The organism is Flavobacterium sp. AC274, from assembly GCF_979258275.1.
The window spans coordinates 2356975-2381391 of record NZ_OZ409852.1 but is presented as its reverse complement, the minus strand read 5'-3'; the positions used below and the strand labels follow the sequence as shown (position 1 = coordinate 2381391).

Below are 24417 nucleotides of genomic sequence, written 5' to 3'. Positions count from 1 at the left end.
TCCTGAAAAAAATGATTTTTTTTGGTTTCTGTAACTTGCATTAAATTGTTTTTTAGATTAAAACATTAAGACCCTCACTGTCTTAATTTTTATTAATATGTTTTGTTGATTAAATAAAAATCAGCCAAAACAATCGCTGCCATTGCTTCAACAATAGGCACTGCGCGAGGCACAACACACGGATCATGACGGCCTTTACCGGTCATTGGTGTGATATTTCCTTTATTATCAAGTGAATCCTGAGTTTGCATGATAGTAGCAACGGGTTTAAAAGCTACTCTGAAATAAATATCCATTCCGTTGCTTATTCCACCCTGAATTCCTCCGGAAAGATTTGTTTTTGTAGTTCCGTCAGGATTGTATAAATCATTGTGTTCGCTTCCTTTCATTTCAGAACCAGAAAATCCGCTTCCGTATTCAAAACCTTTTACGGCATTTATAGAAAGCATTGCTTTTCCTAATTCAGCATGAAGTTTATCAAAAACAGGTTCGCCTAAACCAACCGGAACATTTTGAATCACGCAGGAAACAACTCCGCCAACAGTATCTCCCTGTTTGCGAATATCACGAATATATTCTTCCATAATCGCTGCCGATTTTTCGTCAGGACAACGAACAGGGTTACTTTCAATTTTAGAAAAATCCAATTCCTGATAAGGTGTATCTAAATGAATAGGTCCAACAGAAGAAACGTATGCATTAATTTTAATTTCCGGTAACATTTGCTTAGCAATTGCACCTGCAACTACTCTGCTTGCTGTTTCTCTGGCTGAACTTCTTCCGCCACCGCGATAATCACGAAAACCATACTTTTGATCATACACATAGTCTGCATGGCTTGGTCTGTAATTGTCTTTTATATGAGAGTAATCGTCTGATTTTTGATTGGTATTCGGAATAATAAAACCTATTGGAGTTCCCGTAGTTTTACCTTCAAATATTCCTGATAAAAACTGAACCGCATCCGGTTCTTTACGTTGGGTTACGATTGCAGATTGTCCCGGTTTTCTGCGTGACATTTCAACTTCAATCGCTTCTAAGTCAAGTTGTATTCCCGACGGGCAACCGTCTATAATTCCGCCTAAAGCTTCTCCGTGTGATTCTCCAAATGTGGTTACTTTATATAGTGTGCCGTAGCTATTTCCTGCCATTGTAATTTGTTTTGAGCAAATGTAAGTTTTATGAATTAAATTAAAAAATTTAAAATTGGTATTATTAAATAAAGGTTAAGTTGTTTAAAAATCACAATTTATTAAAATTGTAGCCAAATTGGTAACCTTTTGATAAAACAAATCTCGTGTTAGATTCTTTTATTTGTTAAACTTCAAAATAAGAAAAATTGAAAAAGAGAAATGTCGAGTTGGTCATTCTATCAGATGTTCATTTAGGAACTTACGGTAGCCACGCCAAAGAACTAAACAACTATCTATCAAGTATAAAACCCAAAACATTAGTTTTAAATGGCGACATAATTGATGCCTGGCAATTTAGAAAATCATACTTTCCAAAAGCTCATTTAAGAGTTATTCAGAAAGTAATCGGAATGGCTTCCAAAGGCACAAAAGTGTATTACATTACCGGAAACCACGACGAAATTCTGAGAAAATTTACAGATATGAATATGGGTAATTTTGCTCTTGTCGATAAATTAGTTTTAGAATTAGACGATAAAAAAGCCTGGATATTTCACGGAGACGTTTTTGATGCTTCTGTACAACATTCAAAATGGATCGCAAAATTGGGTGGTTTAGGTTATGATTATCTAATTCTTACGAACCGTTTTGTCAATTGGATATTATCTAAACTGGGCCGCGAACCTTATTCATTTTCTAAAAAAATAAAAGCAAGTGTAAAAAAAGCAGTTAAATTCATTTCTGATTTCGAAACTACAGCTACTGATTTAGCTATAGAAAAAAACTACGATTATGTAATTTGCGGACATATTCATGAACCTAAAATTATCAAAAAAGAAAACAAACACGGTTCTACATTATATTTAAATTCAGGGGATTGGGTCGAGAATTTAACAGCTTTAGAATATCACAAAAAACGCTGGAAATTATTCTCGTATTCTCAAACTAACTTCACAGAAGAAGAAAATCTTTTTGAAATGGAAGACATTCTGAGCAACCATTTAATTACCTCTATTCTAAAACAAAAATAACGCTCAATTAATAAATTGCTTCGGACTTAAAGAGCAAATTGATTTTTAAACAGACTTACAAATAAGTCAAAATGTAAATTATATAACAATTTTATAGAATCTTATACGTTTTGACTTTTAGAGTAATTGTAAGTTTGAATAAAAATTAATAACAATCATGAAAAAAATCATTTTATCTGCCTTTATGCTGTTAGGTTTAGCGTTTACGGCGCAATCACAAGAAATTTCAAAAAATGCACTGGGATTACGTCTGGGCGACAACAACGGTTTTGGAGGCGAAGTATCTTATCAATTGGGATTAAACCAAAAGAACAGGCTTGAATTTGATTTAGGCTGGAGAAACAGCAGCGATGTAGATGCTATTAAGGCTGTTGCACTTTATCAATGGGTTTGGAATATCGATGGAGGTTTTAACTGGTACGCAGGTGTCGGTGGAGGTGTTGCCGCTTGGGATCATGATTATTACTATGATAATGGAAGATATAATGATAGCGGAACTTATGTTTTTGCAGCTGGAGATATTGGTATAGAATATAGATTTTCTGAAGTGCCAATTACATTATCATTAGACGCAAGACCTGAAATTGGTTCTGGATATTATGATGATGACAATTTTGGATTTGATGTAGGCTTAGGAGTTAAATTCAGATTCTAAAATATTAAAGTAAAAAATAATTGTAAAAAAGAAACCTGTCGCTTTAAAACGACAGGTTTTTTTATGCTTTAATTTTGTTTCAAGTTTCAGGTTTGTTTTGTTTCAGGTTCTGCTAATTGTCAGGCTGAGCGGAGTCGAAGCCCGTGTTGCATTGACTTCGACTCCGCTCAGCCTGACAACGGTAGTGTTTAACCTGAAAAAATTATTTAACAATAATTTCTTTCTTAGAGTGAACTCTCACAACTGTATAAGGATAAGTAATTACCTGCATTGTCATAGCGTCTGCAGCCGGCCCTTTTTCTTTCACTGTAATAATGATATTTTTATCCGTTTCTTCTACTTTTTCAACACTAATCGAATAACCGCCAGTGTTCTTTTCTCCCATATTCAGAATAACATAATTCGAATTATTTATATCGGCCTGTTTCATTTTATCAGCCAAAAGTGGGTCATTCTCGAGCATTTTGATTTCATTTGGTTCTGTTAAGATTTCAAAAAACTTAATATTTCCGCCACCATCAGATTGTTCTGTTAAAACTTCATAAAGTGCTTTTGAATCTGATCCTTTTTTTGCTCCGCAGGAAATTAAAACAAAAACTGCTAAAACCGAAATAACTTTTTTCATCCGTTTATTTTTTTAATTACTGTTTTTCATATTTATAATCATCAATTGCTCTTTGGTAAAGTGCTTCATATTTTGGCAATATATTTTTAATATCAAATTTTTTCGCAACCTCTAAAGCATTTGCTTTAAATTCATTCAAAACAGTATCATCTTTTAAGATTTTAATAGCGTTTGCAGCCATTTCATCGACATCTCCAACATTGCTCAAATAACCTGAGTAACCATCAAAATTTACTTCAGGCAAACCACCGGAATTACTCGAAATTACCGGAACGCCGCATGCCATAGCTTCCAAAGCTGCCAAACCAAAACTTTCCGTTTCTGACGGAAGTAAAAACAAGTCGGTTAAAAGTAAAATTTTATCAATTTCATTACTGTTACCAAAGAAAATAACCTTGTCGTGAATCCCTAATTCCATACATAAAGCTTCTGCTTTTTCTTTTTCAGGACCATCACCAACCATCATTAATTTAGCCGGCATTTCTTTCTGAATATTGTAGAAAATTTTAATAATATCCGGAATACGTTTTACTTTTCTAAAGTTACTGATATGCGTAATAATACGCTCATTTTCCTTTGCCATAACAGAACGATGACAAGGCGCTAACGGATCTTTTTTAACTTTATCCAGTTCAATAAAATTCGGAATCACTTTTATTTTATTCTTGATTTTGAATAATTTCAAAGTATCATCTTTCAAACTCTGCGAAACCGAAGTTACATAATCTGACTTATTAATACTAAAAGTCACCGCCGGTTTATAAAAAGGGTGATTCCCTACCAGTGTAATATCAGTTCCGTGAAGTGTCGTAATCATCGGAAGATTAATTCCTTCATTTTTCAACATTTGCTTCGCCATATAACCCGCATACGCATGTGGAATAGCATAATGCACATGCAGTAATTCAATCTTATACAATTTTACCATATCAACCAATTTGCTTGACAAAGCCAACTCATAAGGCTGATAATGAAAAAGAGGATATTCAGGAACGTTTACTTCGTGATAATGAACATTAGGATTTAAAAGTGCCAACCTTACCGGCTGACTATAAGTAATAAAATGGATTTCGTGTCCGCGTCTGGCTAGTTCAAGGCCCAATTCTGTGGCTACAACCCCACTACCGCCAAATGTCGGATAACAAACTATAGCTATTTTCATGTATTAAATTTAATAACTACGAAAGTACTCAAAAATAGCTTTTAATTGATCGTTTAAATTGTTAGATTTTTGTGAATTATAGATTGATCAGATTATTAGAATGTTAGATTATTAACTTTTTTATAGAAATAGATTTTACTGTCATCCTGAGCGAAGTCGAAGGACTTACCACTCATAATTCATAACTTATTATCCATAATTTTTATCAGGAGCAGAAAATTTCGTTTTCAAAAGAACCAGTTGTCCCGCTGTTCGCTATATCTTTTCTGCCGGTCCCGAGGCTTCGGGACCGGCAAAAAAGGATATCGCTTCCATCGGGGCTAAATTAGAGGTTTTGGCTTTTCATAAGGCCCTCATTCCTAAACCCGACAGTCCCGAAGCCTCGGGATAAAAACCTGTCGGGTTTACTGCGATTTATCTTTGTCAAAGTTTAAAACTTTGAAAGATTTCCATAATCTTGTCATTTCGACGGAGGAGAAATCACACAAGAAACTCCATCTAGTATGTCACCAATCTTTGTAGAGTTACGCGTGTAATTTCTCCTCCGTCGAAATAACAAACAGATCTAACCTGAAATAAAAACAAACAACTTAGTTCCACAAAAAAAGGCACGAAACCTAAGTCCCATGCCTTTTAAATATGTTATAAATTTCTCTTTTAGAAAAACCTGCTATGCCAGCTATCAGCGGCAGGAACTTCCCATGATTCATTAAATTCTTCGATATTATTTACGAGATTATTAAACACAATCGTATTCTCAGAAACTGATTTATCCTTAACCATTTTCTTAAAATCGATTAAAGGTTTGTGCGCGATATGTTCACCAAGTTTAAAAGTTACGTTCATTTTATCTAATAAATCAACGTTGTATTTTTTCTCTAAACTCTGAATAAATTCAACAGAACTATCAATAGAACATCCCGTAGCCGCTTGTACATCCTGATTTACAGCTAATATGATAAATCGGTTATATTTTAAAAGATATGAAGCTTCTAAACTAGTTCCGTGTGCTGCCCATTCTTCTACAAAAGCTTTTAGATCAGTTTCTATTTCAGAAAATTCTTCCTCAGAAAATTTTCTGTTTGATTGATAAATCCAGATTCTGGATTCACCAGGTAAATTTTCAAAAGGTATATACATTTTAATTCTTCTTTTAGTTTAATTTGTTTCAAGTTTCAAGTTAACACCTTTGTCCCTTTGAACCTTTGCAACTTTGAACCTTATTTACAGATCCTGCGCATTAGCAATTAACTCGGCAATATCCATTACTTTCACTTGTCCTTCTTTTTCCTGATGTTTAATACCATCGGTTAACATTGTGTTACAGAAAGGGCAACCAGCAGCAATAATATCCGGTTTTACTTCTAAGGCATCTTCTGTACGCAATACGTTTACTTCTTTATTTCCTGGTTCGGCATCTTTAAACATTTGTGCTCCACCGGCTCCACAACATAATCCGTTTGCTTTTGAGCGTTTCATTTCGACTAATTCAACATCTAATTTCTGAATTAAATCTCTTGGTGCTTCGTATACTTTATTTGCTCTTCCTAAATAACAAGGATCGTGAAAAGTGATTTTTTTCCCTTTAAACTGCCCGCCTTCAACAGTTAATCTTCCATCATCAATTAATGACTTTAAAAATTCTGTATGGTGAATTACGTCGTATTGACCTCCTAATTCAGGATATTCATTCTTTAAAGTATTAAAACAATGCGGACAAGCTGTAACAATTTTTTTTGCTTCATAAGCATTTAGAACTTCAATGTTCATCATAGCCTGCATTTGAAACAAAAACTCATTTCCTGCTCTTTTTGCCGGATCACCAGTACAGCTTTCTTCAGTACCAAGTACAGCAAAAGAAACGTTTGTACGATTTAAAATACGTACAAATGCTTTTGTAATTTTTTTGCTCTATCATCAAAACTTCCTGCACAACCCACCCAAAACAAAACTTCTGGCTGTTTTCCTTCGGCAAGCATTTCTGCCATTGTTGGTACTACTAAACTTTCTGACATCTTCCTTTTTTTGTTTTAATCGGTTAATCGTTTATTTGGTTAATCGTACTCTTTACTATAACCTCCACTAAAAAACCTTAAATATTTTATTCATCAATTAAACGGTTAAACAAATAACCAATTCAACGATTAAACTATAATTTTAATTTTCGTTTTTCCAATTCAATCTATCTTGTTGATTGTATTGCCAAGGAGCACCATTATTTTCGATATTGGTCATCATGGCATTTAATGACATAGGAGCAGCACTTTGTTCCATCACCAAATAACGACGCATATCCATAATAATAGATAACGGACTAATATTTACCGGACATTCTTCAACACAGGCATTGCATGAAGTACATGCCCACAATTCTTCCGGAGTAATATAATCGTTTAATAATGTTTTATTATCAGGAACAAAAACACCTTTATTGGCATCTATATTTTTTCCTACTTCCTGTAAACGGTCTCTTGTATCCATCATAATTTTACGAGGAGACAATTTTTTACCGGTTTGATTTGCCGGACATGCAGATGTACAACGTCCACATTCAGTACAAGTATATGCATTTAATAACTGAACCCAGTTTAAATCCTGAACATCACTTGCTCCAAATTTACTCGGAGCAGCATTTTCATCAACCGGAGCAGCAGCAAATGGGTCAGCATTAGGATCCATCATTAATTTCACCTCTTTTGTAACTGACTCTAAATTATCAAATTTCCCTTTCGGATTTAAATCTGCAAAATAAGTATTTGGGAACGCTAAAAGAATATGCAAGTGTTTTGAGAAATATAAATAGTTCATAAAAACTAAAATACCCGCAATGTGCAACCACCAAAATACTTCAAATAAAATCACTACTAATTCATTTGACATCCCGTTAAAAATAGGCGCAAAGAATTGACTTACTGGGAAACTTCCCGCTTTATGAAAAACTCCACCCGGTACATTTTGCAAATGATAATCAGATGCATTCATCAATAAAAACAAAATCATTAAAACTGTTTCAAAGTACAAAATGTAATTCGCATCACTTTTAGGGAATCCCTTTAAATCTGAATGTACAAAACGTTTTAATCGGATCAGGTTTCTTCTTATCCAAAAAACAGTCACTGCAAAAATTACAAGGAAAGCCAATACTTCGAAAGAAGCAATTAAAACATCATATACTACACCCAAAAAAGGGGCAAAAACTCTATGAGTTCCAATTAATCCATCAATGATGATTTCCAGTAATTCGATATTAATAATAATAAAACCTACATAGACAACAATATGTAATGCACCCGCTACCGGACGTTTCACCATTTTAGATTGTCCAAGCGCAATCAAAGCCATGTTTGCCCAACGTGCCTTAGGATTGTCTTTTCGATCTACATCACCTCCTAAATTAATGTTTCGGATAATTTTTTTTACACTCGTCGCAAAAAAACCAAAACCAGCTATCAGAAGTATAGCGAATAAAATATTGTCTAAATAACTCATTCTTTATTATTCTTAATTATTTTTTGTCAGTCGTTTTTGCATCATCTGCAGGCGCAACGTATGGTTTGTTCTTCTTCCCAAAAAGAGAAACATTTACGTAACGCGTTGGGTAAAGACGAACATCTTGCAATAACAATTCTAATTCTTTTGAAGTTTTAGAAAGATTGTTATACAAAGCATCATCGTTTAATAATTTACCTGCTGTACCTTTTCCTGAGTTTAGGTTACTCATAATTCCATCAACTTTAGCCAAAGTTTGGTTTAGGTTTCTCACTGTTTTACCTAAATCTGCTTTATTTAAAGAATCTGATATTTTATTGAAGTTACTTGACATTTTATTGAAGTTTGTCACAACTCCGTTAATCTGACCTTTGTTTGTATCTAAAATAGAATTTAAACTTCCGGAAGCTCTATGAAATTGCTCCATAGTCTGGCTCAATTCTGATAATGATTTTTTAAGATCTTCCTGTCCTTTTTTGTCTAAAACATTATTTAATCCGGAAACCAGCGTATTAATGTTCTCAAGCATTAAATTTAATTTTGCCTGAATTGGCTCAATTTTACCTCCTAAAGATTCTGTTAATCCTAATTCTACAGCAGCTTCTAAATTTTGTCCATCAACTGCAGGATCTTTATCGGCAAGATTCGGAATAATTTTGATTTGTTTTCCTCCAATTAAACTTGGAGAATATAATGCAGCTTTACTGGTTTTAGAAATTGGAAAATCAGTTTTTAACTGAAGTTCTACTAATAATTTACCTGTAGTTTCATTGATTGTAATTTTATGTACTTTACCAATTCCAAGTCCGTTTAAAGTTACGGGAGCAGATTGTGGTAAATCTTCAACATTATCATATTCAACATATAATGTTTGATAATTTGTAAAAAGGTCTCTGCCTTTTAAAAAACTATAACCCCAAATAAATAATAATATTGACGCGATGACTAATATAGCCGTTTTAATTTCTCTAGTTATTTTCAAAATTCTAAGTGTTTAATACAAAATTAATATAAATATCCGAACTTGTTGCTATTATTTAATTGCGTCCTGAATATTGATTTTTTCTCCGTCTTTGTAAGCAATTAAAAAAGCTGCTCCATATCCTTTACCTTTAGCCTCTTGCAGATATTTCTTTGCAGTTTCGTAATCTGAGGTTTCCTGATAAAAATACTTATATATATTGTTTTCAAATAACATCGTTACATTTTTAAGTCCTTTAAAGTTTTTAGGTTCTAATGGTGTTTTTTTAATGCTGGCAATAAGCTGTACCTTGAAAAATGTACCTTTTGGAGCATTTTTCACTACTGCGGGTGCTTCAACAGTTTTAGGCTTTGCTGTAGAAGTATCTTTTACCGGTCTTGTATCTGGTTCCGGAACTCCAGAGCCAAAATACTCTCTTTTATAACTTATGATTGCCTCTGCAATAGCTTTAGCAATATCATCTTGTCCTTCTTCAGAATTTAAAATATTTCCTTCTGTAGGATTAGAAACGAATCCTGTTTCTACCAATACCCTAGGCATATATGCTTTATGAAGCACCATAAATGGCGCTTGCTTTACTCCACCCTGACGTAATTTTTTTCCTAATTTATCAAAATTATCTTCAATTTTACTGGCTAATGAAATACTATTATCCAGATATTCTTCCTGCATTAAGGTCATTCCGATCATTGATTCAGGAGAATTAGGATCGAAACCTTCATATTTACGTTTATAATCTTTTTCTAATGTAATTACCGAGTTCTCTTTTTTCGCAGCTTCAAGATTCGACGCAACTTTACTCAAACCCATTACATAAGTTTCAGTTCCGTCTGCGGCAGTATTTTTATTTGCATTACAGTGAATAGAGACAAAAATATTCGAATTTGCACGGTTGGCAATATTGGCTCTTTCTACAAGATCTATAAAAACATCTGTTTTACGAGTATAAATAACATCAATATTAGGACTAGCTTCCAGTAATTTTCCAACTTTTAACACAATAGCCAGCGCAATATTCTTTTCGATCCTTCCACTATAAACGGCACCAAAATCATGATCACCGTGTCCTGCATCAAGAGTTACTTTAAATACATTTGTTTGACTGTAAGCACAAAAAGTTGTTATCGTTAGAAAAAAACTAAAGATTAGTCTAGTTTTGTTAAATATGTTCATAAATCTAAAAGTTAATTTTAATAAAATGCAACAGCTATAATTTTTACAATTGATTATTTTTGACAAAAAATTATATGTAAGTTTGACATGTCAAAAAACAAGCCATACTTTTACAAAAATAGCATTTAAACCTTTGCATACAAACTTATTTAATATCGTTTTATTATCATTTTTCCTAACACTAGGTTGTGGTAAATTATATTCGCAAGAGATAAAATCTAAAAAAGCTCCTTTATCAACTGAAAAACAAACAGATAAACCTGAAATTGTTGTTGCAGACACCATAAAGCTGGATACTGTTAGGCCAACAAAGACTTTTCTGGATGGAAAAGTAAAATACAGGGCAAAGGACTACGCAAAAATCGATCAGAAAAAGAAAAGAATTACTCTTTATAATGAAGGTGAACTATACTATAAAGATGTTGAATTAAAATCTGGTATAATTGTACTTGATTATGAGAAAGATGAAGTATATGCCGGAAGGATAAAAGATTCCGCAGGCGTATTAACTCAATATCCTAATTTTAAACAAGGAGCAAGCGAAGTTCAGCCCGACTCTATTCGTTTTAACTTTAAAACAAAAAAAGCTTTAATTTATAATTCACGAACGGAACAAGGTGAATTTAAAATCAAAGCAGCCGTTACCAAGAAAGAAAACGATTCGGTTTACTTTTTAAAAGGCGCCAGATTTACGACTTCTAAGGATATTGACAATCCTGAATATTATTTCCAGACCAATAAAGTAAAATTTATTCCGGGCAAAAAAGTAATTACCGGTTTAACCAATATGGTTATTGCCGATGTACCTACCCCGCTGGCTTTGCCTTTTGCTTATTTTCCGATGAGTGAAGAAAAAAGTGTTTCCGGAATCATTATACCTAGTTATAATGACTCAAATACACGTGGATTCTCTCTTCAAAATATGGGTTATTATTTCGCTTTGAGCGATAATTACGATCTAACCGTGTTGGGAGATTATTACACAAACGGAAGTTATGCTATGCGATTTGAATCGGCATATGCAACCCGATATAAGTATCGAGGAAATGTCAATATTCGTTTTGAAAACCTGATAAACAGCGAAAGAGGTTATCCGGATTATTCTAAACAGAATATTTACAATATTCAGTGGTCGCATTCGAAAGACACAAAATCGAATCCTAACTCAACCTTTTCTGCTTCGGTAAATATGGGTAGTAGTAAATATTTTAAGCAATCTATTAATCAGGCCAACGTTGGATCTAATTTGAACAATACTTTAAGTTCTTCTATTTCCTATAATAAAACTTTCAACACAATTCCGCAGGCGAGAATATCGTTAACGGCGACGCACTCTCAAAATACACAAACTGAAGTAATCAACATGACTTTACCTACTTTACAGGCAAGTGTCGATCGTGTTTATCCTTTTGTTGGTAAAGATGGTGTGAAAAAAGGTTTTATAAAAAACATCAACTTACAATATAATTTAAGCGGTAAAAACAACATAGTAACTACCGATTCATTATTCTTTAAGCCACAAATGTTTAAAGATGCACAAATTGGAATGCAGCATTCGATTCCGATTAGTACCAATTTCAAGATATTTAAATATTTTAGTGCCGGAGCTTCTACAAATTACCAGGAAACATGGGTTACCAAAACAATAGACAGGCATTACGATACAAATCTAAGCAGAGTTGATACAACAACTGTAAATGGTTTTGATGCGTTTAGAACATATAATTTGAGTACAAATTTAGGTACTACTATTTATGGTACTTTTAATTTTGGTAATGATAAAAAAATCCAGTCTATTCGCCATGTAATGCGACCAACTATTACCTATGCATATACGCCTAGTTTTGAAAAATATTATGACACTTATGCAGTAGATGCTTCAGGCAGAATTACGAGTCAATACACCCGATTTGAAGGTGGTGTTTATGGTGTTCCAAGCAAGGAAAATTCTAATATCGTGGCATTTGCTTTAAGTAATACCTTTGAAGCAAAAGTAAGGGACAGTGACAGTACAAAAACTGAACCTAAAAAAATAATGTTACTGAACAATTTAAACTTTAGTACAAGTTATAATTTTAATGCTAACGGTAAAGAAACTTTAGCATGGCAGCCTGTTCTTGTAAGTGGTGGAACTCAGTTTTTTGACAATAAAATGAATGTCAATTTTGGTGCAACTTTAGATCCTTATGCCATTGACAACTCCGGAACCAGAATGAATACTTATAACATTGATAATGGAGGGAGTTTGTTTCGAATGACAAGCGCCAACGTAACTTTGAATTATTCTTTTTCAAATAAAGGCACCAAGGAAGAAAACAAACAAAGTGAACGGAACGGAGGTCGTAAGGATGATTTATTTGGTACCAATACCGATTTGAACGATAGCCGAAACAGTCAGTTTGCAAATGAAAAAGACGATGACGAAGATGTAATAACAGAGTTCTTTAACTCAAAATTACCCTGGGATATGACATTGGCTTATTCATTGACTTACTCTAATGTAAATCGTGAAAACAAAATCACAGGAAACTCTATCATGGTCTCTGCCAATATGGATATTACTCCAAAATGGAAAGGCGGAATTTCTACAGGTTACGATTTTGTACAAAATGGAGTTACATTTACGCAATTTCGTTTTGAAAGAGATTTATTAAGCTGGAGAATGGCCTTTAACTGGAGTCCATTAGGAACAAATTCTAACTGGAATTTCTTTATCGGAATTAAATCCGGTGTTCTTAGCGACATTAAATGGAATAAACGAAGTACTTCTAATCGATAATAAAATCGTATTTTAGATCAATAATTTTCTCAGCCATTATTCTAGTGGCCGAATAATCTATTTTGACATTTAACAATCAATTACTATGAAAAAAATAATTTTTACAGAAAAAGCACCTGCTCCAATAGGACCTTATAATCAGGCTGTATTATCAGGAAATACACTTTATGCATCTGGTCAAATCGCAATAAACCCTGCTTCAGGAGAACTTGTAACTGACAATATAAATGATGAAACACATCAGGTAATGCAAAATATTGCTGCTATTCTGGAAGCTGCAGACATGACTTTTGAAAATGTAGTAAAAGCAACTATTTTCATTATGGATATGAATAATTTTGGCGCTATTAATACGGTTTACGGATCTTATTTTAATGAAAAAACCGCTCCAGCTCGTGAAACGGTTCAAGTGGCTTGTTTGCCAAAAAATGTAAATGTTGAAATTTCTATAATTGCAGTGCAATAGCATTTAATAGTAATTGTGCCGTTGCTTCGTTTGTTGCCAGCGGCACATTATGTACATCGCAAACACGAATTAACATATTAATATCGGCTTCGTGTGGGTGACTTGACAATGGATCTTTAAAAAAGAAAACCATTTGTGTAATTCCTTCCGCCACTCTACCTGCAATTTGCGCATCTCCGCCTAAAGGCCCGGAAAGCATTCTTTGAGTTTTAAAACCCGCAGCTTCAGCTTTTCCTCCGGTAGTGCCTGTCCCAATAAGCTTTATTTTTTCATGATGTAAAACTGCTTCGTTTTTAATTAAAAAATCAATTAAATCTGCTTTTTTACCATCATGCGCAATAATAGCAATTTCCATAAAACCGGAACTATTGGTTAGCAACATGGTATGCAATTAAACCATCAATAGGACGTCTTAAAACATTACCTAACTGAAGTTCATATTTATCAAATGTTTCTTGTAATTCATCTTTAAGATAAAAAGCAATAGAACCTACAAAATGAACAGGAACTTCTTTACAATTATCAAATTGTTTGATATAGTTTTTAACGAAAGATTTCATTCCTTTGAAAATGATTTTTCTGCAGAATTCTGTATCCTTATGTTTGATTAAAAACTTAGCAAAAGTTGCCAAATAAGCATTTGGATTTGGTTCTTTGTATAATTTATTTTTAATATAATCAGCATCTAGATTATATTCTTTTTCAAATTCAACTGCCAATTCTTTAGGCATTTTATTGAAATAATATTTTCTGATTAATTCTTTTCCGAAAACATTTCCACTACAATCATCCATGGCAATATAACCTAATGACTGTACTTTTTGATGCAATACTTTTCCATCAAAATAGCTGCAGTTTGAACCTGTTCCTAAAATACTAACAATTGCTTCTTCTCCTTTTGGAGTTGTAGCGTAAACTGCTGCATAAGTATCTTCGTGAACTTCAACAATAGCGTTATTAAAATATTCCTGGAATATTTGCGAAAGTGCAGTTTGCATTCTCTCTGTTCCACAACCTGCTCCGTAGAAGAACAAATGTGTTGCATTTTTTTTATTTTGCAGAATATCAAAACGATCATTTAATCTTGAAACAATTTCAGGACCGTCAAGAATTTCAGGGTTTAATCCCAAAGTTTGTGTCGTGAATAATACTTTTCCATTATCATCAATTGCAATCCAATCTGCTTTTGTAGATCCACTATCAACTATTAATTTCATTTTTTTAGTTTTTGGATTTAGTTTTTCTTCATCAATTTAAAAGTGTGTTTTTTACATTAATTAAAGTCAAAACAAAATAAGAAAATCCCGTTACCTTGAGATAACGGGATTTGCCAAATTTATACAATATTATTTTAAACCTGCGATATGCACAGATAAATCGATCAATTTAGAAGAGTATCCGTACTCATTATCGTACCAAGATACAAATTTAAAGAAAGTTGAATTCAAACCAATTCCTGCAGTAGCATCAATGATTGAAGTTCTTTTGTCTGAAATGAAATCCTGAGATACAACTGCATCTTCAGTATATCCTAAGATACCTTTCATTGTAGTTTCAGAAGCCGTTTTCAACACAGCTAAGATTTCTTCGTATGAAGTTTCTTTAGAAACTTTTACAGTTAAATCTACTACAGAAACGTCAGCAGTAGGTACACGGAAAGACATTCCAGTTAATTTTCCATTCAAAGAAGGGATTACTTTTCCAACCGCTTTTGCAGCACCTGTTGAAGAAGGAATAATATTGATTGATGCAGCACGTCCACCTCTCCAGTCTTTTCTAGAAGGTCCGTCAGCTGTCATTTGAGTTGAAGTTGTAGCGTGTACAGTTGTCATTAAAGCCTCTTCAATTCCGAAGTTATCATGAATAACTTTAGCTAAAGGAGCTAAACAGTTTGTAGTACAAGAAGCGTTAGAAACAACTAAATCAGAAGCTTTTGCAGTTTCGTGATTTACTCCCATTACAAACATTGGAGCATCTGCAGAAGGAGCAGAAATAATTACTTTTTTAGCACCACCTTTAATGTGCTCATTTGCAGTCTCGATAGTTGTAAAAATACCAGTACATTCAGCAACTACATCAACATCAACTTCATTCCATTTTAAGTCAGCTGGATTTCTTTCTGCAGTGATACGGATATTTCTTCCGTTTACATAAAGTTTTCCTTCTTTTACTTCTACAGTTCCGTCAAAACGACCGTGAACTGAATCATATTTTAATAAGTAAGCTAAGTGATCTACATCTAACAAATCGTTGATTGCTACTACTTCTACATTATCTCTATTGAATGATTCTCTAAAAACGATTCTTCCAATACGTCCAAATCCGTTTATTCCTAATTTTACTTTTGACATTTTACTTAATTTTTGCTTTTGTTTTTATTACACTAATTTAAAGTCTAATTTCCTCACAATAAACTTCATTCCTTTTTTAAACTTTTATGTTCTTATGTCGACATGATGTCAGACACTCTTAATAATTCTCTGTCAATCTCAGATTTTCCTTTGATTGCTTGTTCCAACGGAGTTAAAGCTACTTTATCCTGTTGTAAACCAACCATATAATTAGATTTACCTTCGATTAAAGACTCTACTGCTTTTACACCTAAACGGCTTGCAAGAACACGGTCAAAACAAGATGGAGAACCACCACGCTGCATGTGTCCTAATACAGAAACTCTTACATCGTACTCAGGTAAATTAGCTTCAACATAATCTTTTAATTCGAATACGTTTTTACCAATTTTATCTCCCTCAGCAATAACTACTATACTGGATGATTTTCCTGAAGCTTTACTTTTTTGAAGAGAGTCCAGCAATCTTTCCAGACCTAAATCTTCTTCAGGAATAAGGATTTCTTCGGCACCTGCTCCAATACCTGCATTTAGAGCAATATGCCCCGCATCTCTACCCATAACCTCTACAAAAATAGTCGGTTGTGCGAACTTGCAGTATCTCTAATTTTATCAATACAATCTACCACAGTATTCAAAGCAGTATCATATCCTAAAGTATGACTTGTACCAAAAATATCATTATCAATTGTACCCGGAATTCCCATTACAGGAAAATCAAATTCTGAATTAAAAATCAAACCTCCGGTAAAACTTCCATCACCGCCAATTACTACAAGAGCATCAACTCCTGCTTTCAAAAGGTTTTCGTGTGCTTTTTTTCTACCTTCCGGAGTTCTAAACTCAGTAGAACGAGCTGATTTTAAAATCGTTCCTCCTTTGTTTACAATATTATTTACACTTCGGGGACCCATTTCTTTGAAATCTCCTTCGATCATTCCCTGATACCCTCTATAAATTCCTATGCATTCTATATTATGATAAGCACATGTTCGAACAACTGATCGTATTGCGGCATTCATTCCTGGTGAGTCTCCCCCTGAAGTTAGAACACCAACTTTTTTTATTGTTTTTGGCATTATTTAAGTATTAAAGTGTAAAATTAGCAAACATTCACCACTTTACAGGTGGTAATTGTCATAAATTAATAAAATATGTTAAATTCAAACGTTTTCGTTAATAAGTTTTTTGATATGAAAAAATTCATTTAAAATAATAAAAGGCACATATTTTAATTAAATCTTTAAAATTAACAATACATAAATGAAGTGTTATAAAAATCTGGATATAGCTGATTTTCAAAAAACTATTAATTTATAAATTTAGCATAAAAAAAACCATTATAAAAATGGTTTTAGAAAAGTTAACAATTCACAGACTAATAATCGTTATCGTCGGGAATATATCCCTGATTATTTCCTGGCTGAACCTTCGGTTTTTCTTCGTCTTTTTTATTCGGTTTCTTTTTATCCTTCTCTTTCTCTTTCACTTTCTCTTTTGAACTTGAAAAATTCATATAATCGGGATTTGCATAAGAATCCGGCAAATCATCAGGAGAAGTTTTTAAGGCTTTCTCTAATTTATGACTTTTGAAAATTTTATTGACCAGTTCACTAAAAGTATCAAAATCTACTTCATACGAAATACCAACTCCCTGAGTATAACCAATTCCCTGCCCTACGTAATTAATATCATTTTCCTTATTAAACAAACGAAGGTTCATAGATCCGTCTTCATTTACGCGATAAAGAATTTCAATATCTCCCACAATTGCCGATTCGTTAACACCTCCAACCGGAACTCCAAGTTTTCCGTTTATGGATATTTTTTCATTAATCTGAGAAGATATATTTGCCACAAACTGACCGTCGGCTTCCTGACCAATTCGTTTATCTGCCGATACAAAATTCAAATCAATATTAAATTTATCATTATCTGATTTAATAATTCCGCCCAATAAACTTGCAGCGGTTTCTGCAAATGTTCCCGACAAATCACTTTGGTTAAATCCATCCGGACTCATAAACGAACCTGTTGACAATAAATACAATGCCTGCGTTTGGCGCACATCTTTATCGTCTAACTTATATTGTATCTCTGATTTTAAAACATTACTTACAGATGGAAACTGAATATCAAAATTAGGTTCCGGGCTTGTTAAATCTCCCCTCAGACCAATAACAACTTCTACCGGCACTTTTTTATTAAAAGATGAATTATCCAACAATACAGCCGGGTTTGCCGTAGTTCTGTAAACGGCTTCTAAATTTAACTGGGCTTTCATCGGGTTACCTTCCCAAATAATAGATCCACCTTTTTTAACGGCGAATTTTTTATCGATTAAACCTCCATACTTAAAGTTATAAGTTCCTTCGTATGCCTGGAAATCTCCCCACATATTAAATTTACCCAATGTATTGATCTTAAACAACAGCGAACCGTATCCTTTTCCTTTCATTCCATGACCGGAATTTCGATCCAGAATTACTTCTACTTCGGCATCTGGCGTGATATCAAAATCAAATTCCAGTTCAAGTCCGTTATAATTTCGGGTTCGCTCAACAATACCGTTTGCTAAATTATATTTTTCTTTTGGCGTCACAAAATGGATCCAACTGCTCTCTCCTACACTTTGTACATTATTAATAGGTATCTTAACTTCTGTTCCTTTTTCAGACTTGGCATCTACCTTAATAAATAAACTTTCTGTTGGTCCTTTTATACTTGCCGTACCATTAATAAATGCTGTACCAAAATAAGCGGCATCATCACTGTCTTTTGTATCAAGTGCCAATAATCTTTTGGAGGTTATAGTTAAATCTAATTTCCAGTCGCCAAAATTATGATGTTCAATACTTCCGTTCAGTAATCCTTTTGTACCATATTTAGTATCAGTTAACTGATTATTTCTAAACAAAAACTTTTCATCAGTTAAATCAATGACTGTTCGATCGCTTAATTCATAATCTGTATTAAGGTACGGAATTGTCATTCCTGCTTTTTCTACATATAATCTACCATTGATTTCAGGTTTTTTAAGATTACCAACTACAGCAGCATTTCCGGAAACACTTCCTCTAACATTCGACAAAACATCTCCGCCAACCGTTCCTAAAGTTGCCAGATTAAATCCTTCGAGTTTTAGCTTTAAATCAAGAAAAGTCTCTTTGTTTTCGATCGCAAAATTTCCATTCGCACTAAACGATTCTGTAAAACCATTTTGTATGGACGAACTTATAGTGAATTTTCTCAGGCTCTCATCTCCGGAAATATCGAAATTTAATGTTCCAAGTTCCGTTTTATTTAAGTTAAGATGATCAATGACAATAGATGCCGTGGGCTGATATACATCTTTGTTTTGTTTAAAATTGACACTTCCGTTCAAATTACCATTAAAGACAAACTTCGAAGTGAGCGGTGTAATTTTATTGATATCAACATCTTCAAAATTCAGTACTAAATCTTTATAATCGGTGCCTTTTATAACTCCATTTAAGTCAATTTTCTGATCTTCATGCGAAAGAACAATATTGTCTATATTAAAGTTGCTGAAGTTTTTATCAAAAATAATTTGATTATCTGATCCGTCTTCTTCATTTAAATACCATAAATAATCTTTAAATTTCATTTCAGATTTTTTGATACCAACAATATTATTTTTGTTTTTATCAATGGTATGGTACAAGTTCATATTAAAATAATCGTTGCCCTTTTCACCTCCTTTAAACTCTGAACGCACAAATAAAGTATCTTTTGAAGTTACATTAATTAAATTAAAATCTCGGATTTTATAATACGGCGTTTTAATACTATCTAACTCTATAAATGCATTATAAAGTGGATTTTTATTATCGATATTGATTCTGATATTATCAAAAGTATTTTTTGCCGCTGTAATTTTTTGTGATTTAAATCGAAACTTAAATTCATTTAAATCGGCATCAATTCTTCCGCGCACAACAGTTGAAGAATCTATATTAATTTCAGGATAAAGCATTTCGACAACTTTATCATAAACATGAAAATTGAAACGCAAAAACTGTCCTTTTTTAATTTTATAAGGCTTATAATTAGTATAAAGACTTCCTACTGAATTCATAACCAATTTATCTAACTGAGCAAACTGAAATTTACCAACAATTTTTCCGTTAACTACATCTGTAGAATTTATAGTTATGGTACGCAATTTATCAGCATCAAAACTAGAATTGATTGTTAGTTCATCAAAAGCATAAGTAGACTTTGGATTTTGATATACTGCATCTTTTATATAAATATTTCCCTGAAGATTTTCGATAGAATTTCCTGTAACCTCGACAACTGCATCGCCTTGAAAATGAGAAATGGAATCGTTTACAAACTTCAGTTTTTTCAAATCGGCGTTTTCAACATTGATGTGGAAATCATATTTACTTTCACGCTTGCTCAAATCAACTAAACCATCAAATGTTAAAGTCAAATTAGGATCGTTTACAGAAATTTGTCCTTTATAATAAGGCAATTTAAAATTACCATTTACTACAATATTATTATAAGTGTATTTATTATAATCCAGTTTTGCAATATCACCTTTTATAATTGTGTTTAGATATTTCTCTGTAAAACCAACACCGTCAACATCTAAATTTAAAGTAGTCTTACCGAGATCCTTTCGCTGCAATAGTGCACCAACATCAAAATTATCCAAAATAATATTTCCCGAATAAGAAGCTTTATCAATAAAATCCATGTGGTTCAGATGCAAATCTACCTGACCATTTCCTAAATCTGTCGCAATTCTAAAATCACTTTCTAATTCTGTTGTCGAAACCTTTGCTTTTCCAACAATATTAAATTTACCAATTCGCTTAAGCTCTTTAGGAAGTTTTTTTCCTAAAACAATTGGCATCAAAACCACCAAATTATCATAGCTGGAAGTTAATCTGTCAAACTTTCCCTCCATGGCAAACTTTTGCTCTTTTGTACCTAAAAGATTTCTGAAATTAATGTTTCCGATAATTCTTGAACCATTTGTATCAGAAAGCCTAAGTTTTTTTAAATTAAGATTATTAAGCGTTCCTTTTATCTTAGATCTAAGCTTAAAATGCTGATTTTTACCCAATCCGTCATAAAAATAACGAATATCATTTGTAGCAATTGAAGCCGAATCTAGGGCTACATCAAACTTAACTTTATCTGTAAAAGCAAGAAAATCTCCTGGCTTGTAATTTAAAATTGCTTTACCATAAATTGAAGATCTTTTGGTTTTTATGGCTAAATTTTCAAGCTTAATTTGTTTTTTGGTATAACTGAATTTCGCCGCCAAATTAGAAACATACAAACCACGATGATCTAGAAAAGAAAACCTGTGAATCGTCGTATTTACATCCGGTCCATATAATTTGAAATCACTGATATAAGCATTAAGCTTTTTAAAATCAAGAAATTGTGGGTTTTTCTTATTTTCATCCACAACCGAAAAAGTACCTTTTGAGATATAGGCATTTTTTGCCGTGAGTAAAAAATGTTTATTAGTTTTTGAAGGCTTATCAGAATCAAATAAGCGAATAAATTTATTGATATTATTCTCGTTTTCGCCTTTGTAGGTTTTCAAATTAAAAATTAAACCCGTTAAACGAAGATCGCCGAAAATCAAATCACCATCAAGAAGTCTTTTAATACTTAAAATATCAGTACTAATAATGTCTGAATAGATTAAAGTCTTTTTATGATGGTCACGAATCAGGACTGTTTTTAGTTTAACTCCGCCAAAAATATTGATGGCAACTTTATCTACCGTAATATCTGTTTTAAAATCTTCATTTAAAGAATCTGTAACATATCGTGCAATTTTAGTTTGCACAATAGGCAATGAGAGTGTTATAGCCAATGCCAACAAAAGTAAAATTAACCCAATTAGGGTTCGTGATATTATTTTCTTTACTTTTTTGATAGCTCTTTAATTTTAGTTTTCTTTTAAATTTACTTTGAACAGACAAAGAACGACTGTTTTTGATAAAAATTCTTTAATTTTGGCTTCTACTTCAATCAAAGAAATTTAAAAATTTGATTTGTCAAATATAATCCAAAATTCGTGCCTTTATATGCAAAATTCAGAGGTTTTTATTCTTGCCATCGAAAGTTCTTGCGATGATACTGCGGCTGCAGTTTTACATAACGACAAAGTACTTTCAAATGTTGTGGCTAATCAGCTAATTCATAATCAATACGGCGGCGTTGTTCCTGAGTTGGCTTCGAGAGCACATCAGCAAAATATTGTTCCTGTGATTGATGCTGCACTTCGCAAAGCAAATGTACAAAAAGAACAATTAACTGCCATTGCCTTTACGCAAGGACCTGGCTTAATGGGTTCTTTATTGGTAGGAAGTTCTTTTAGCAAATCACTTTCATTAGCATTAAATATTCCGCTAATTGCTGTAAATCACATGCATGCCCATATTTTGGCGCATTTTATTGATGAAGAAGGTTTTGATAAACCAGAATTTCCGTTTTTGGCCCTGACCATTAGTGGCGGCCACACGCAAATTGTAAAAGTGAATGGTTTTTTTGATATGGAAATTATCGGTGAAACCACTGATGACGCAGTTGGAGAAGCTTTTGACAAGAGTGCTAAAATTCTCGGACTTCCTTATCCCGGCGGGCCTTTGATCGATAAATATGCCAAAGAAGGAAATCCAAAAGCTTTTGCTTTTACAAAACCAAAAGTGCCCGGACTGGATTTTAGTTTCTCTGGTTTAAAAACAGCAATTTTATATTTTATTCAGAAGAAAAAATAGAAAACCCAAATTTCATCGAAGAAAACCTCAATGATATTTGTGCTTCTATTCAATATACAATTATCGAAATTTTGATGGACAAATTAAAATTAGCGGTAAAAGAAACCGGAATTAAGCAAATTGCCATTGGCGGCGGCGTTTCTGCAAACTCCGGAATCAGAACGCGTTTGAAAGAAAGCGAAGGCAAATATGGCTGGAAAACTTTTGTTCCAAAATTTGAATACACTACAGATAATGCTGCCATGATTGGAATTGTAGGATATCAAAAATATTTATCAAATCGCTTTGAAACTCAGGCAGTAGTTTCAAAAGCACGAATTCAATTTTAATTATGCAATTATTTTACAATCCGAATATAGATGAAACGACCGAAACTTTTTCTTTTGATAAAGAAGAAAGCCGTCACATTATAAAAGTATTACGCAAAAAAGATTCAGATATTCTACACGTTACAAACGGTTTAGGTTTAGTTTTTGAAACCGAAATTACACTGGCTTCAGACAACAAATGTATTGTTGAAGTACTTTCGATCACCAAATCTCCGGAACCAAAATTTCGTTTGCATCTGGCTGTTGCGCCAACCAAAATGAACGATCGCTTTGAATGGTTTCTGGAAAAAGCTACAGAAATTGGTATTCAGGAAATCACGCCAATTTTTTGCGACAGATCTGAAAGAAAAGTAGTTAACAAAGAACGGTTTGAAAAAATTATTCTTTCGGCGATGAAACAATCAAATGAAACGTATTTGCCAAAATTAAACGAGGCGATTTCGTTTAAGGAATTTATCAAACAAAAAAACGAAGGTTTACAATTGATCGCACATTGCGAAGAAACCGATAAAAAATCATTAAAAGAAGTTTTAAAACCAAACGAAAACGTAACCTTATTAATTGGCCCTGAAGGCGATTTTTCTGAAAAAGAAATTGCATTGGCCATAGAGAATAATTTTCAGCCGGTAATGTTAGGAAATACACGTTTACGCACTGAAACTGCTGCTGTTGTGGCGTGTCATAGTGTGGTGTTTTTTAATGAGAGTGTTTAGCTGATTGGTTACGTAAAACCTTTGTCAACGTTTCGAACTTTGACAAAGGTTACTCCATAGTTTGTTACGAAGATTTCTGTCAGAAGACAAAAAAATATAAATTACATGAAAAAAATATTTTACTTACTATTCCTTATTTCCCTTCCTTCTTTTTCACAGGAAATCGCTTTGCTAAAATACAGCGGCGGGGGCGATTGGTATGCAAATCCAACCTCTTTGCCTAACTTAATTCAGTTTTGTAATTCAAATATCAATACAAGAATAAAAGCAAAACCATCAACGGTTGAACCCGGAAATCCTGATTTGCTTTCATATCCTTTCGTACATATGACAGGTCACGGAAATGTGGTTTTTAGCGATACTGATGTCGAAAACTTAAGAAATTATCTTACTGGCGGAGGTTTTCTTCATATTGATGATAATTACGGAATGGATCAATATATTCGAAAAGAAATCAAAAAGATATTCCCAAATAATAATTTGATTGAAATTCCCGCAAATCATCCTATTTTTCAAAAACCATTTCCTTTCCCGAATGGTTTGCCAAAAATTCACGAACACGATGGAACACGTGCTCAGGCATTTGGCATTTTTATCGAAAACAAACTGGTTTTATTATATACTTACGAATGCGATCTGGGTGATGGCTGGGAAGATGCAGAAGTACACAATGATCCGCTTGCAGCAAGAGATAAAGCGCTAAAAATGGGCGCTAATATTATCAATTATATTTTTACTAATTAAATTTTAAAAA

17 protein-coding genes and 3 pseudogenes are annotated in these 24417 nt (G+C 33.1%); 7 read left to right on the top strand and 13 right to left on the bottom strand.

The genetic code is table 11. The features are described 5' to 3' along the window. Positions 1-92: 92 nt before the first annotated feature. Positions 93-1151 carry a chorismate synthase gene (gene aroC, locus ACZZZT_RS11120; protein ID WP_302096858.1) on the bottom strand — a complete coding sequence of 353 codons (1059 nt, stop codon included), beginning with the start codon at positions 1149-1151 and terminating at the stop codon, positions 93-95. A gap of 188 nt (positions 1152-1339) precedes the next feature. Here aroC and ACZZZT_RS11115 point away from each other — a divergent pair, with 188 nt between their 5' ends. After that, complete coding sequence (locus ACZZZT_RS11115) at positions 1340-2164, top strand: UDP-2,3-diacylglucosamine diphosphatase (RefSeq protein ID WP_073395111.1); 825 nt, start codon at positions 1340-1342, stop codon at positions 2162-2164. 157 nt (positions 2165-2321) lie between these two features. Further along, positions 2322-2819 carry a hypothetical protein gene (locus ACZZZT_RS11110; protein WP_042565045.1) on the top strand — a complete coding sequence of 166 codons (498 nt, stop codon included), beginning with the start codon at positions 2322-2324 and terminating at the stop codon, positions 2817-2819. Positions 2820-3021: 202 nt separating this feature from the next. Here the strand turns inward: ACZZZT_RS11110 and ACZZZT_RS11105 are convergent, their stop codons facing one another. From ACZZZT_RS11105 to ACZZZT_RS11075, 7 genes and pseudogenes are all read right to left on the bottom strand, one after another. Further along, on the bottom strand, positions 3022-3444 hold the full coding sequence (locus ACZZZT_RS11105) for a protease complex subunit PrcB family protein (protein ID WP_042565046.1): 423 nt from the start codon (positions 3442-3444) through the stop codon (positions 3022-3024). A 16-nt stretch (positions 3445-3460) separates the two neighbouring features. Beyond that, positions 3461-4606 (bottom strand): N-acetyl-alpha-D-glucosaminyl L-malate synthase BshA, encoded by a 1146-nt coding sequence (gene bshA / locus ACZZZT_RS11100; RefSeq protein WP_463460402.1) that lies wholly within the window; start codon positions 4604-4606, stop codon positions 3461-3463. A 657-nt stretch (positions 4607-5263) separates the two neighbouring features. Further along, positions 5264-5746, bottom strand: a complete 483-nt coding sequence (locus tag ACZZZT_RS11095; protein WP_042565048.1) for a hypothetical protein — start codon at positions 5744-5746, stop codon at positions 5264-5266. Between the two features lie 84 nt (positions 5747-5830). After that, positions 5831-6621: pseudogene (locus ACZZZT_RS11090) on the bottom strand ((Fe-S)-binding protein). A 142-nt stretch (positions 6622-6763) separates the two neighbouring features. Then, a complete protein-coding gene (locus ACZZZT_RS11085) occupies positions 6764-8095 on the bottom strand; it encodes a 4Fe-4S dicluster domain-containing protein (RefSeq protein WP_463460401.1) in 1332 nt (443 codons plus the stop codon). 16 nt (positions 8096-8111) lie between these two features. Beyond that, positions 8112-9077, bottom strand: a complete 966-nt coding sequence (locus ACZZZT_RS11080; RefSeq protein ID WP_463460400.1) for an MlaD family protein — start codon at positions 9075-9077, stop codon at positions 8112-8114. 51 nt (positions 9078-9128) lie between these two features. After that, positions 9129-10250 carry an N-acetylmuramoyl-L-alanine amidase family protein gene (locus ACZZZT_RS11075; protein ID WP_042565109.1) on the bottom strand — a complete coding sequence of 374 codons (1122 nt, stop codon included), beginning with the start codon at positions 10248-10250 and terminating at the stop codon, positions 9129-9131. Positions 10251-10332: 82 nt separating this feature from the next. On the opposite strand from ACZZZT_RS11075, the gene ACZZZT_RS11070 reads away from it, so the two are divergent. Together ACZZZT_RS11070 and ACZZZT_RS11065 are read left to right on the top strand one after the other, a co-directional pair. Then, the gene (locus ACZZZT_RS11070; RefSeq protein ID WP_042565110.1) at positions 10333-13029 is read left to right on the top strand and encodes a putative LPS assembly protein LptD; all 2697 of its coding nucleotides are present in this window, start codon (positions 10333-10335) and stop codon (positions 13027-13029) included. An 85-nt stretch (positions 13030-13114) separates the two neighbouring features. After that, complete coding sequence (locus ACZZZT_RS11065; protein ID WP_073395114.1) at positions 13115-13495, top strand: RidA family protein; 381 nt, start codon at positions 13115-13117, stop codon at positions 13493-13495. Here ACZZZT_RS11065 and ACZZZT_RS11060 read toward each other — a convergent pair. The 5 genes and pseudogenes from ACZZZT_RS11060 to ACZZZT_RS11040 all read right to left on the bottom strand — a co-directional run bounded on the left by ACZZZT_RS11060 (position 13476) and on the right by ACZZZT_RS11040 (position 21723). After that, positions 13476-13850: a methylglyoxal synthase gene (locus ACZZZT_RS11060; RefSeq protein ID WP_302097419.1), complete on the bottom strand. Its 375-nt coding sequence runs from the start codon at positions 13848-13850 to the stop codon at positions 13476-13478. The genes ACZZZT_RS11065 and ACZZZT_RS11060 overlap by 20 nt on opposite strands. Before the next feature lie 10 nt (positions 13851-13860). Further along, complete coding sequence (locus ACZZZT_RS11055) at positions 13861-14712, bottom strand: N-acetylglucosamine kinase (protein ID WP_073395115.1); 852 nt, start codon at positions 14710-14712, stop codon at positions 13861-13863. Positions 14713-14841: 129 nt separating this feature from the next. Next, a complete protein-coding gene (gap, locus tag ACZZZT_RS11050; RefSeq protein WP_042565054.1) occupies positions 14842-15846 on the bottom strand; it encodes a type I glyceraldehyde-3-phosphate dehydrogenase in 1005 nt (334 codons plus the stop codon). Between the two features lie 92 nt (positions 15847-15938). Next, positions 15939-16924, bottom strand: a pseudogene (gene pfkA, locus ACZZZT_RS11045) (6-phosphofructokinase). Between the two features lie 299 nt (positions 16925-17223). Next, positions 17224-21723: a translocation/assembly module TamB domain-containing protein gene (locus tag ACZZZT_RS11040; RefSeq protein ID WP_463460399.1), complete on the bottom strand. Its 4500-nt coding sequence runs from the start codon at positions 21721-21723 to the stop codon at positions 17224-17226. 205 nt (positions 21724-21928) lie between these two features. Here ACZZZT_RS11040 and tsaD point away from each other — a divergent pair. The 3 genes and pseudogenes from tsaD (at position 21929) to ACZZZT_RS11025 (ending at position 24407) form a co-directional block, all read left to right on the top strand. Continuing rightward, positions 21929-22950 (top strand): annotated as a pseudogene (tsaD, locus tag ACZZZT_RS11035) (tRNA (adenosine(37)-N6)-threonylcarbamoyltransferase complex transferase subunit TsaD). A gap of 2 nt (positions 22951-22952) precedes the next feature. Next, positions 22953-23663 (top strand): 16S rRNA (uracil(1498)-N(3))-methyltransferase, encoded by a 711-nt coding sequence (locus tag ACZZZT_RS11030; protein WP_463460398.1) that lies wholly within the window; start codon positions 22953-22955, stop codon positions 23661-23663. Between the two features lie 105 nt (positions 23664-23768). Continuing rightward, complete coding sequence (locus ACZZZT_RS11025; protein WP_302096871.1) at positions 23769-24407, top strand: DUF4159 domain-containing protein; 639 nt, start codon at positions 23769-23771, stop codon at positions 24405-24407. Positions 24408-24417: the final 10 nt, after the last annotated feature.